This is a genomic window from Undibacterium hunanense (assembly GCF_014284335.1).
GTDB classification, from domain to species: domain Bacteria; phylum Pseudomonadota; class Gammaproteobacteria; order Burkholderiales; family Burkholderiaceae_D; genus Undibacterium; species Undibacterium hunanense.
Genome location: NZ_JACOGF010000009.1, coordinates 94,377 through 106,755, shown reverse-complemented (window position 1 = coordinate 106,755; position 12,379 = coordinate 94,377). Strand labels below are relative to the sequence as shown.

Sequence of the window (12,379 nt, the reverse complement as noted above, 5' to 3'; positions counted from 1 at the left end):
GCTCTATGGCATCAGGGCTTGCTCTTTACGGATGCGTCGCCGCTCGCAATGGGCATTTGTGTAAAAACACCAGGAACCTGGACACGTTTTTCAATCACGGCACGTTCTGTTTCATTAAGACTTTTCAGCACTTCCGCAGGCACCTTCGCCATGACGTCTGAATCGCGCACCAGACGCACACCGCCTTCAGCCAGACCGAGCGATTCAATCTGTCCATATGCCAGGCTGCCTGCCAGTTGCTGCTGTACCGCACGTAAAATACCGACATCCACGTTCTTGATGACGGATGTCACTATCCGCGCTGCGCGTTGCGGATTAGATACCCGGTATAAGGCATATTGATCTATGTCCACACCGATTGCATAGCGACGCGCCTCTGCCGCAGCCTCATTGACGCCCTGCCCGGTTGCACCCGCTGCATGAAAAATAAGCCCCACACCGCGCGCATATTGCGCTTTGGCGATATCCTTGCCTGCGGCGGGGTCAGAAAAAGAATTGGCGAACTGACTCAAAATCTGCGCATCTGACGATGCGGCTTTTGCACCCGCACGAAATCCGGTGAAAAAATCTTCTATGACAGAAATCTGCATGCCGCCTATCACTCCCAGACCACTGCCAGGAACAACATCCGGCAAGCCATTCTGCATCAGCTTTTGAGCAAGAAAGCCGGCAAGATAAGCGCCTTCGTTCTGTCTGAAAAGCATGGAATGGACATTTTTGCAGCGGCACTTCTGGTAATCCACTGCGGCATCAAATACCATGAAATGATTTTCTGGAAATTCTTCGGCAAGCTTTTGTACATAAGGCACCATGGCAAATGTGCCGGTAATAATCAGGTCATATTCTCCGCTGTCGGCCAGATCCGTCAACGCGGCTTCCCAACGTGTAGGGTCAACACCACCTTCAATGATCTTGGCAAATACGGGCAATGTTTTCCTGGCCTGGTCCATGCCATGTGCCGCCGAATCAAAGAAGGATTTATCCCCCAGTGTTCCGTTGATGAACAAGGCAACCCGCAGTTGCGCATTGCCTGGCTTGCGGATATCAGTACGCGCTGTCACAGCAAGTAACAGGTAGAGCAATGCCATAATTGCAGCAAAGCATGCCACCTGAAAAAAGAATTCTTTGACTATCCGCATTGCCGGAATCCTTCAATATGCCTGTGATTTTTGTATCGTACATTCATACAACATTTCATGTTGCTTTTTGGCGATGTGCTGCCGGTTGCCCCCGGCGGCACAGTGCGTGGTACCCCAATCTTTTGGGAAAACACTAGCGATTGAGTACCACGCCCTGACATTTCCCTCATCCTCTGCCAGAGAATTTCTACGCAACAGTCCAAGCTAACAATTCAGACTAAAAGTTCAGTCCAGAAACTCAAAAATGAGTACGCATCGTTACGAACAGCGTTCTCGGGCTACCCAGAAAATATCGTCCTGATGTCAAAGGATTGGACGTTGTCAGCTCAGACCCCACACCGGCAAGATATTGTTTGTTAAACAGATTGTCGATATTGAAAGCGAGCTCTGTTTTGGTGAAGGCCCCCAGGAAACTTCCATTCAGGCGATAGCTGCCAGAAAGACCAATCAGGGTGTAATTGGGCATGTACTCTCTGGGATAGAAATCAGGGCCGCCTTTAACTACCGTATTTGCGACGACATTGTAGGTACCGGCTGCTTTGCCAACATACTTGGCATTGGCAGTCAAACGCCAGCCGGCAGATGATTTCCATGTCACTTCGGCAAAGGCATTATGCCGCGCTGCGCCCAGTACGGGGTCACCAGCCTTGATCCCTTCCGCCACTGTATCTTCTACATAGTGCGCGTCATTGAACGCATAATTGGCATACAGTTCCAGATGTTCAAAACTGGCACGCGCAGTCAGTTCAACGCCGCGTGAACTAATGCCACCCAGATTCTGGAATGTTGTTTTTGCATCGCGAGAAAAAATGTCCCCGTTAGGATTGCCATTCTGGATGGAAATGCGGTCACGATAATCAATCGCATAGACTGTCATACCCAGCCCGTAGGGGCCTTTCAGCCAGCGAATACCGGCATCCTTATTAATCGAGGTTTCTGGTTTGATACCATTCTTCGCATCGACTGCTGCCGTGCCTTCAAAAACACTATCGGGAATTGCACTGAAGTTTTTTGAACCACTGACAAAGAATTCCCAATCGTCATTGATCCTGTACAGCGCGGCAATTTTCGGCAAAATACCTGAAGAAACCGACAACTGGCGTTCACCATTAAACTCGACAGGCGAGCTGTAAGTTTCACTGAAACGCTGGTAAGTCGCACCGACATCCAGCTCGAAACGATCATCCAGCAAATTCATCTTGTCTTGCGCATACATCATTCCTGCATTGGAATTGTAGTGACGATCTTGCGTAATCGAATATAAATTACTGTCAGAGTATGCCGAACTGACGGTTGGGTCTGTGGTCTGATACCAGTTACGTGTTTTTGCACGGCTGATATGTTCGTACCAGCCACCTACCCTGAGCGAGTGACCGCTATCGAGGTTGGTAGCCAATTCTGCAAGCGTACCTTTTCTATCCATTTCATAGCCACCGCGCCGGGTGGTCGCCTCGCGTGCGCCCCATTGACTGACTGGGTTCATGGCATATTTAGCCGCCGCCGGACAAGCACCAGCCAGAAGCCTGGCGCTGGCATCCGCAGTCAGTACCACACTAGCTGTCGGGATCAAGCCGCCCGATGCAGATGTCTGGTATTGATTCGCATAACATTCCTGCACGGTAGACACAGGCGAACCGCCAGGTGCCACGGCACTGTAGACGCTACCATTGGTCGGCCTCTGTTTATAAGGAACATAGAACCATCCATCGCCTTCCTGATGATGGAAATAGGGTTTGATTGTGAGCTTGCTTGCATCACCCAGTTTTTGAATCCAGTCAATGTGGGAAAATACTTCGGTACTCGCGATACCGCGTGTTCCACGGTAATTTTGATCGATAGCCGGATTGCCGGTCCAGTAATCAGTCAAACCATCCGTGCCAGAATTGGTTTCAAAATTTGATTTATAGAATGGTGCACTGACAGCACGCAATGCCACGGCATCATAATCATTGTCAGCCATTTTGTTGTAGCTGACTGTGGCGCGCACACTGGAACCATTGCCCAGATCTTTCAGGACACGAATATCGGCATGATCGCGCTTGCTGCGGCCTGACTGATCCCCTGGCCAGGTTCTTACATATTCATGCGAAAAGTCGCCATAGGCGCTGATCCCATTATCAAACCGGCCAGTGTCGTAACGGACAAACGCCCTTTGATAGCCATAATCACCGATCGATATCTCGGCATCACCACCACGCTCCTTGCTGGGATCACGTGTTCTGAAATCGATATAGCCACCCAGGGCCTGATTGGAAGGTGTACCAAGATCACCGGCAGTCTGAGAAACATCGACTCTGGAAATATTTGCCGTATCCATCAGACGGTTTGGCATGGTTCCACCATTCGACAAGGTCGAACCGTTAGGAATGCCATCGATTGATATACCGATCTGTTCTTTGTTCAGTCCACGCATGGACAGCCGCATTGAAAAGCTGCCTGTCAACGCATCACTTGACCCTACTTGCAAACCCGGCACCCGGGTCAGTAACTTGAGCGGATCAAGACCCGCAGGTTGTTGCTGTATCGTCTCTTTATCGATAACGCTATTCGCCCGGGCCTCGCCTTTACCCAGCACTTTACCGGTGACCTCGACAACGGTAACCGGATTTTCCGCCGACACAGCAGCAGCCGCAGTGGCAGCCTCTTGCGCACTGGCTGCACCACCCCACTGAAACGCCACCACCGTTCCTGCTGCAAACATTCCTATCCTACGATACATGATACCCCCCGATTGACATGTGAAGTTTTCGATTCTTAAGCTGACTTGATTTGCATCTGAATTTCGACGGAAAGAAAAACAATGGATAACCGTTGAATTAATTTTATATTGGTATGTACCACTAATCAATAGAAATTTAAAATTTCTTTCCAATTTCCTCAATTCGCCCATTAACCCTTATATTTAATGGTTTATAACGTTTTCCTTGAAAGAATAATTTAAAAATACCACACCTTAATTAGTATAAATATTTTATACTGGTACGTACCTTATAAATAATAATGAGTCATTTTTGCACCAAAATGATCGATTTTTAAAGAAAGGCTCCATGGAATTTGCAGGCCTGCAGAAAAATTTCTTGGTTGGTACGATCCAATGCACGAAAATCGTGCTTATTCCATAGAAAATATGTCAATTACTTCTGAAATGTGTAAAAATTGGTATGCACCTTACATACAACTGATGCGACCAGATATCTGTAAGCTCAAGCCCATTCATTGACATGCAAGATGCAGCGGACATCGATACGAAGGCGAAAGCGTCCAAATCAGGAAATGTGCTTTTTAAAGGAATAGACGAAACCATGCGTACCAAGAGACAAAGTAGCGAGACCATCCCGACCAACCAGAATCCGGTCGAAAAATCGTCCGCCCCTCTGTACCGACAACTGGCCGAAACTTTGCAGCTACATATGGAGTCCGGGAAAATTGCGCCGAATGAACCCCTGCCCGCCGAAAGAGATCTTGCCATCAGCTTTAAAGTAAGCCGGGATACCGTCAGAAAAGCTATCCGTCTGCTGGAAGAACGCGGCGTCCTGTACAGCGATCACGGACGAGGCACTTTCGCAGCCCCTGCTGCCGTGCGCCAGATGTCCCGCTTCCTGGACAGTTTTTCAGAAGACACACTCAAACGCGGCGGCACGCCTGGCCAGAAAATCCTCTCCATGGAAAACGTCGCAGCCAATATGGCGATTGCCAGCCTGCTGCATGTAGAGGCGCATGTGCCCTTAATGCGCATCAGACGTTTGCGCCTGATGGATGACGCGGTGGTAGGCTTGCAGGATTCTTATCTGCATCTTCCCCAGGGTGCGCGGCTGGAGCGTAAAGAGCTTGAGCGGGCCGGTTCGCTGTATCGTCTGCTGATCGACAAGTTTTCTATCGAGCCGTCAGAAAGCCTTGAGAGCGTCGGCGCCATTGCCGCCTCTGCGGATGATGCGCTCTTGCTGGGCGTCGGACCTGGCACCCCTCTGCTGGTGTGTGAACGTGTCATGCTGTCAGACAGGCGTGAACCGATAGAATATTGCGAAATGAAGTATGTCCCATCGTATCGCTACAAGACGCGCATCAACAAATGGAGTAATGGCTAAGAGACATTGAGGAATGGGCAATGAGGAATGCGCAATGAGGAATGTGATAGCCCTGCAACGTGACATGCAGGGGTACTGAAAAACCGCGCCGGATTATTACGCGTATAAGGCGAGCCTGGCGTCTACCTGTGCCCTGGTAGGCAAAGCAGAACGCGCCCCTGTCGCTTCCAGCGCAAAGCTGCCTGCAGCACAAGCAAATCGCAAGGATGCTGCCAGTGACAGACCATCAAACAAGGCCACCAGAAAAGCCCCATTAAAACAGTCCCCCGCGCCAGTAGTGTCAATCACCGTTGTATGAAATGCGGGCACATCAACCCCGACATCACCACTAACCGCCATTGCGCCATGAGAACCGCGCGTGACCACCAGTATCTGTTGTCTGGAATGGAGCCTCTCCTGCATCGCCTTCAACTGCGGCGCTTCATTGAAAATGCTCAGATAGGTCGCTTCATTCATGAATACGATATCGCACATCGCCATGAGCCTGCGCATATGTGCCAGGTCAGTAATCATGACCGCTTCGACATCAATGGCAACGATGACCCCGGCCTCGCGCGCCAGACCGTGGACAAGGCTAAATTCTTCCATGTCGTAAGGCATGGCATACAGTAAGCGGCTTTGCGTCAGGGCCTGAAGAAAAGACGATCCCAGCGGTACAGTGCCCTGCATCGGTGAATAGATAAGAGCTTTTTCACCACTGCTCTCCACCATGATAATCGCCATTGAAGAGGCGGTATCCGGAATCTTCTTCAGTTGCTCAAACCCGACACCGAAACGGGAAAATTCTCGCGTCAGCAATACCCCTTCACTGTCATCACCAACACGACCATAAACCTGCGTCGGCAAACCCAGATTGCTTGCTGCGCAGGCCACATTCGCCACCGTACCACCGGCAAATTGTCCGAGCCGACGGCCCAATACCTTCTGATCCGCACCAGGCGCATAATCAACGGCAAAAACCAGGTCGACATTGGGATCGCCAAAAGCCAACATATCCCACCGACGAGGCGACGCTAATCCCATTTTTTCCAGCATTTGACTCTCCTTGCTTAAACCGCGTTCGCTACGTCTATTGGCAAAAGGGCCCACTGTCCCTCATAAAATTTCATATGCGGTCAAAACCGCGAAGTGAATTGCAAGCCAATTATGCGCGGATTGTAATCATTGACGAAACCGGTCAGGTTGTTAAAGTCAATACCGCCAACAATTTGGACCCGATTCGTGATATTACGTCCAAACATGGCCAGCTCGTATCGGTCGCCATTCCATTTGTAACCAAGACGCAGGCCACCAGTCAGGAGCGGCTTGCCAGAGAACTCCGTCGATTTGTATAGTGTGAAATTGACCTGGCTGCGATAGACCCAGTCAGTATAGGCAAAAAACTCCCCGTTCCGATACGGCACGCTATAGCGCAGTGTAAAGTTGGCAGCCCATTTCGGTGCCTGCGGCAAAGGATTGCCATCGATAAGCGCCAGCGTGCTGCCACCTGCGCTTACATAGGTAGGATTGAGCACAGTACAAGAGCGACATACACCTACTGCCAGGGCAGCATCGTCTATTCGTGTGAAGTTATAACTACCGCCCAGGGTCATGAGCAGGTCATCTGTCAAATACGCTTCAAAATCCATTTCAACACCACGGCCAACACTCTTTTTTGAATTCAGCAAGATTGCAGAATTTGATGTGCCCCCTACTGCCGTTAATTGCAATCCCTTCACATTGTAAGCATAGATGTCCGCATTTAAACGCGCCCGGCGCTGGAACAAGTCGGCCTTGAATCCGGCTTCAACAGAAGTAATGGTTTCAGGTTGCGCCACGGACATCGGGTTAAAAGATCCCGCAGGTTGAATCGTTGCCCCACGAAAACCAGTTGCAACACGCGAATACAGATTGGCTGTGTCAGACAATTTATAAACTCCACTGACATCCCAGTTAAACTTGGAAACAGTATTACTCGCTGCCAGCCCGGCAGACCGGTCAATATCCGAGCTGCCATCCGGTTTATTCGATGCCTCTGTCATCAAATACTTCCGGTCTCGCGTGTAACGTAAACCGGCACGCAGATTGAAACAATCGCTGACATCATAATTAAGCGAACCGAATACTCCCCAGGCATCATTTTTTTGATGTGAGCGTACGTCGCTGGTCAGCACACCAGCGGACAAGGAATCATAGCTATAACTATCTATCTGGTATTTTTCGTCAAAATAGAACAGACCGGTTTGCCATTTGAGCCCTGCATTTGGACTGGATTCAAGGCGAAATTCCTGGGTAAATTGATGGTGACCAGATGTTCCATCCGCAGATTCAACCGGGAATGGAATCAACCCCGGACCCGAAACCGGCGTAAACGCAGCACCATAGCCGCCATCAATATCCCCGCGACTGAATACGCGCACCGTTTCGTAGCCTGTTATCGAATGAAGACTCATATCCCCGAACCGCCACTTTAGTTTCAGGCTGCCACCGTAATTTTCCAGATGCTGTCCATTCCCCCCATCAGTGGCCAGGCTGCCGATATCAAAGTTGGGGACAAGCGCATTGCTGCGCGGCTGAATGATATTGGCACGAAACAAAGACGCGCTACCGTTCAGCGTCCGTGCGTGGATGTTGGCAAGCGCACTGAAATCGGCATTTGGCTTGTATAGCAACTGAAAGCGCATGGCACTGTCATCATATCCTCCGTATCGGTTTTGCTCCCCTGTATATGAATTGTCAATCCAGTTATCGCGATGCTGGTGCAATATGGAAAGCCTGGCCGCCAGGTCAGTCCCTACGGGCAGGTTCATGGCCGCCTCCAAATTAGCCGTATTGTGCGTAGCATCAGAAATGGAAACGTAAGCATTACGATTAGGTGCAGGTTGAACCGAATCGAATTTGACTACGCCGGCAGGCGTATTTCGTCCAAACAATGAGCCTTGAGGTCCCCTCAGCACTTCAACACGTTCCAGATCAAATGCGGGAAAACCTTTCAACACCGGACTTTCCTGTACCACATCATCATAGATCAGTGACACCGGCTGAGAAGCGTTTTGATGAAAATCCACGTTGCCATAACCACGAATGTAGAAGCGTGGAAAAGAACGTCCAAATGAAGATTCCACATTTAAGCTGGGTACCCTGCCGGCGAGCATTTGCATATCCTGGCCACCAGAGTTGAGAACAGCCAGTTGCTCATCGGCCACTATGGATGCAGATACCGGGACATTCTTGATATTTTCTTCCCTGCGCTCTGCCGTCACAGTAACCGACTGCAACTTCACCGCTGGTGCAGCGACTGCCGAACCAGTCGCAACTGCATCTTGCGCGCTTGCTTCGACCAACTTCCCGGACAGTACAAGCACGAAGCCATACGCAAGCATGCTTTTTTTATCAATATGATTTTGCATAACATTCCCCTTGAGCAATTGTTGAAATCCCACATTCGATCACGCCAATTAATAATACACTGGTATGTACCAATTAATAGTTAACAATGCATATTCTGTTGTTTTTTCTACGAAATTTAGAATTTACATAGAATGAAATTACATTCGTATTGACTACCATTATCAGCACATCTATTTTTCTTGACAAAAATCATTGTTGGTACGTACCATATAAAAATCATCAATCAATACTTTATGCCATGCCTACCTCCCCCTCCTCCCCCGTCTTTATTACATTTACCGGCGCAGACAGCATGGATCTGATACCCGGGATGCAAGCACTGTCCAGTCAATATTCAGTTGAATGGGGCATACTCATTGATCCCGCACGACAAGGAATTCCTCTATTTCCAGATCACAAAACCCGCCAGGCGATGCAACGCAGCGGCCTGCGTCTCTCCGCCCATGTCTGCGGTGAGCTGGCACAGGCGATTGCCGAAGGCAGAGATTCCGGGTTTGATTTCTCGGGATATTCCCGTGTACAGATTAATCATGGCCGTGCTGGCAGCAGCGAGCAGGAAATTCAAAACTGCTATTTGTTTGGCGTGCGCCATGGTGTGCGCCCTGCATTGCAATCCCAGGGCGTTTTCCCTGACGATGGCAGGGTAGACTGGCTCTATGATGTGTCTTTTGGAAATGGCATCAAACCGTCCGTATGGCCACCGTTGCAAGGCGCCCACCCTTTCTGCGGCTTCTCTGGCGGCATTGGCCCGACATCCATCCGGGATGTTTTGCAGACACTGGTCATCACACCTGGCACACCATACTGGCTGGACATGGAATCCAGCGTGCGCAGCAATAATCAATTTGACCTTGCAAAATGTCGCCTGGTCTGTGAAGCAGCTTTTTAGAAACAGTTTTCAGAAGCCCCTTTTTAAATCCCGACTTGACACAGGCTGTGGCAGCCTGTGTCCATGGCAGTGGCAAGATCCAGATATTGCAATGCAAAAATAGTGCTTACAAATTAAGCATTTAAGCGATAAAATGCAAGACCATATGCAAATGCTGCATTGCGCCAATGAACCCTATGGGCGCGGCAGTAAAGCATAGTCGGTCCACCTTTATCCACTCTGGAGAGTTTCATGTCTTTGCTTACGGAACAATTATCATCTGCTGCCCAGAACCAGTTTGCGACACAAATCGCGGTTTTCCGGGCTTTCTCGCAATCTGCATTTGGTGGACTGGAAAAACTGATTGCCCTGAATTTCAATCTGGCAAAACAGTCATTCGACAATGCAAATACCGTCACGCATGAGCTCTTCACCATCAAAGAGCCGCAAGATATCCTGGCATTGAGCCGCGCCCACAGCCAGCCTCAACTGGAAAAAATCCTGTCTTATGGTCGCGAGCTGGCCAGCATTACCAGCAATACGCGGGCAGAGTTGTGGCAAGCCGTCAGCGCTCCGACACAAGCCGCAACAATAGCCAAAATAGCGACAGCAGTTACCGCACCAACAGTAAAAGTCGCAACAAAAAAACCGGCTGCGGCAAAACCTATCGCAGCGACCAGGCAACTGCCTTTGCTGGCAGAACCAGAATCCAAATCTGCACCCAAGGCCAAGGTAAAAGCCAACAGCAAGCCAGAAACAAAACCGGCAACAAAAGCGAACGACAAAGCTACCACTAAAGCTGGCGCGAAAACTGATGTCAAGGCCGAAGTCAAAACCGAAGTCAAAACTAATGCAGATACTGGCAAGGCCAGCAAAAACCCAATCGCAAAACCAGTCGCTGCCAAGCCTGCTGAGGTGGCAAAGAAAGCAAGTCCTGCCAGGACTGGCAAGCCGGCGTCAGCAACAGCCCCCAAGGCGCCACCGGCAATAGCAGAAAAAATTACCGTAAAAACTACCGCAAAGAAACCCTTGAAAAAAGCTACAACACCAAGCAAAGCCAGCAGCGCTGACAGTATCACTGCCACAACGACTAGCGCGCCCGCCAAGACAGTCCCCAAAAAAACCGCCGCCAAGCCGGTAGCCCCGGTTGATGCCGCCCCCGTCCAGACACCCGCACCTGCGGACACAACGGCAGCAACAACGGCAACAGCGCCAGAGAAAAAATCCGCAGTGAAATTTCCTTTCCCTATCGCGCCAAAACTGAAAGCCGGCGCGCCAGCCTTCCCTGGTGCTGCCGCCCCAGCGTACAAGGCAAAATCCAGCTCTGCCACGGGCGCCAAGAAACGCGTACGTCAATAAATCAACACTGATTCATAAAAGAACCGCTGTCAGTGCTGATGCACGACAGCGGTTTTTTTACATATGCCGTAGTAAAACCACGTTGTCACAGTATTAAAAATAAAATACCTTAATACCCAGCGTCAGCACAGTAAAATGCATCATTGATCTTTGCATTCACAAAATGAAACTCTTTCCATTCACAAGTCTGGCAGCAATCTGGATGCTCATCCACGCTGTGCATACGGTGGCGGCAGAAGACACCGTTACCGTCGCCTGGCGCATCAAGCCACCACATCAGTACATAGAAAACGGAGTCGAAAAAGGAATCTTGCTCGAACGTGCCAAACAGGTTTTCGCTCAGGCACAAGTACCAGCCAATTTTGTGGAAGAACCGGCGAAACGCATCTGGAGCAATTTTTCCAGTGGCACAAAAAATTATTGCTCATTTGGCTGGTACAGAATTCCCGAACGGGAGTCGCTGGTACAGTTTTCCGATATCTTCCACACTGATCCACCGCATACACTGCTGGTAAGCCCCGTCGCTATCAGGCAGGTGGCAGCCCATCGCAGCCTTGCCAGCCTGATGGCTGACCGCAGCCTGACACTGGGTGTCGTCGATGCCGTGTCCTATGGGCCGGAACTGGATGCCCTGATCAAATCCAGCAAAAACAGAATAGAACGCAGCACTACCCTGCCGATGATCATGGCGCGCATGGTCGGTGCCAACCGTGCATCCTATATGCTGATTGATCGTGAAGACTGGGAATACCTGAAAGACAAAGAAGACAGTCTGCGTCAGACCACGCAGATGGATCTGGCAGGCATGCCGGCAGGACTAAACCGCTACATTGTCTGCAGCAAAGACATGCCCCCCGAACAGATGCAAAAGATCAACGCGGCAATACAGAAAGTATTCCGGGGCAAGAAATAATACCGGCCATCAGCTTGAACAGCCTGATCAAGCTGTTTAGTGATGGCCCGATATCAAAGTGCTTCCCATTCATGTCTCAACAAGGCATACATCGCAATATCACCATGCTTGCCACGGCAGAAAATAGCTCCACGTGCAATGCCTTCTTTGATGTATCCACAATTGATAGCGACTTTTTCTGATGCAAGGTTACCCACACTCATATGAATTTCGAGGCGGTTGATCAGCAGGGTTTTGAACAGGTAATCGGTGAGCAGTTTGACTGCCTCGGTCATGATACCTTTGCCGTGCAGGTTTTTGACGAACAGGCCATAGCCGATTTCCCTGGCATTGAAATACGGCACGGTCTTGAAATGAAAGACGCGCCCTATGATCTTTTCATTCTCGTCAATGATCAGAAATGTCTCTGACACATCCTTGGAGCGCGATTCATCATCAAATTTCTTTTCAGCAGTGCCCGGCAACATGATATCCAGCGGCAGATAATCGCCCTTGCCATCCGGATGGTTCATCAGATCAAGCAGGGTCGCCACATCTTCTTTCCGGACATGGCGCAGGTAAAAACAGCTTCCTTTAATCATGCATATGCTCCTCTACAAGTATCCATAAGATTGATGCCATCCAT

General features: G+C 49.9%; 9 protein-coding genes. 4 read left to right on the top strand and 5 right to left on the bottom strand.

Annotated features, from left to right (window positions below):
* Positions 1–11: 11 nt before the first annotated feature.
* Together H8L32_RS17560 and H8L32_RS17555 are read right to left on the bottom strand one after the other, a co-directional pair.
* A complete protein-coding gene (locus tag H8L32_RS17560) occupies positions 12–1,088 on the bottom strand; it encodes a BMP family lipoprotein (RefSeq protein ID WP_230412285.1) in 1,077 nt (358 codons plus the stop codon).
* Positions 1,089–1,377: 289 nt separating this feature from the next.
* On the bottom strand, positions 1,378–3,840 hold the full coding sequence (locus H8L32_RS17555; protein WP_186948563.1) for a TonB-dependent receptor: 2,463 nt from the start codon (positions 3,838–3,840) through the stop codon (positions 1,378–1,380).
* A gap of 601 nt (positions 3,841–4,441) precedes the next feature.
* Between H8L32_RS17555 and H8L32_RS17550 the strand changes: the two genes are divergently transcribed.
* Complete coding sequence (locus tag H8L32_RS17550; RefSeq protein ID WP_186948562.1) at positions 4,442–5,224, top strand: GntR family transcriptional regulator; 783 nt, start codon at positions 4,442–4,444, stop codon at positions 5,222–5,224.
* A gap of 96 nt (positions 5,225–5,320) precedes the next feature.
* On the opposite strand, the gene H8L32_RS17545 is transcribed toward H8L32_RS17550, so the two are convergent.
* A complete protein-coding gene (locus H8L32_RS17545; RefSeq protein ID WP_186948561.1) occupies positions 5,321–6,259 on the bottom strand; it encodes a carbohydrate kinase family protein in 939 nt (312 codons plus the stop codon).
* 80 nt (positions 6,260–6,339) lie between these two features.
* Positions 6,340–8,646 (bottom strand): TonB-dependent receptor, encoded by a 2,307-nt coding sequence (locus tag H8L32_RS17540; protein WP_329605195.1) that lies wholly within the window; start codon positions 8,644–8,646, stop codon positions 6,340–6,342.
* Between the two features lie 206 nt (positions 8,647–8,852).
* On the opposite strand from H8L32_RS17540, the gene H8L32_RS17535 reads away from it, so the two are divergent.
* From H8L32_RS17535 to H8L32_RS17525, 3 genes are all read left to right on the top strand, one after another.
* Entirely contained in the window at positions 8,853–9,503 is a 651-nt protein-coding gene (locus tag H8L32_RS17535) for a phosphoribosylanthranilate isomerase (RefSeq protein WP_186948560.1), read from the top strand.
* Positions 9,504–9,734: 231 nt separating this feature from the next.
* Positions 9,735–10,841: a phasin family protein gene (gene phaP, locus H8L32_RS17530; RefSeq protein ID WP_186948559.1), complete on the top strand. Its 1,107-nt coding sequence runs from the start codon at positions 9,735–9,737 to the stop codon at positions 10,839–10,841.
* 163 nt (positions 10,842–11,004) lie between these two features.
* Positions 11,005–11,754 carry a transporter substrate-binding domain-containing protein gene (locus H8L32_RS17525; protein ID WP_186948558.1) on the top strand — a complete coding sequence of 250 codons (750 nt, stop codon included), beginning with the start codon at positions 11,005–11,007 and terminating at the stop codon, positions 11,752–11,754.
* A gap of 53 nt (positions 11,755–11,807) precedes the next feature.
* Here the strand turns inward: H8L32_RS17525 and H8L32_RS17520 are convergent, their stop codons facing one another.
* Complete coding sequence (locus H8L32_RS17520) at positions 11,808–12,335, bottom strand: GNAT family N-acetyltransferase (protein WP_186948557.1); 528 nt, start codon at positions 12,333–12,335, stop codon at positions 11,808–11,810.
* Between the last annotated feature and the right edge of the window lie 44 nt (positions 12,336–12,379).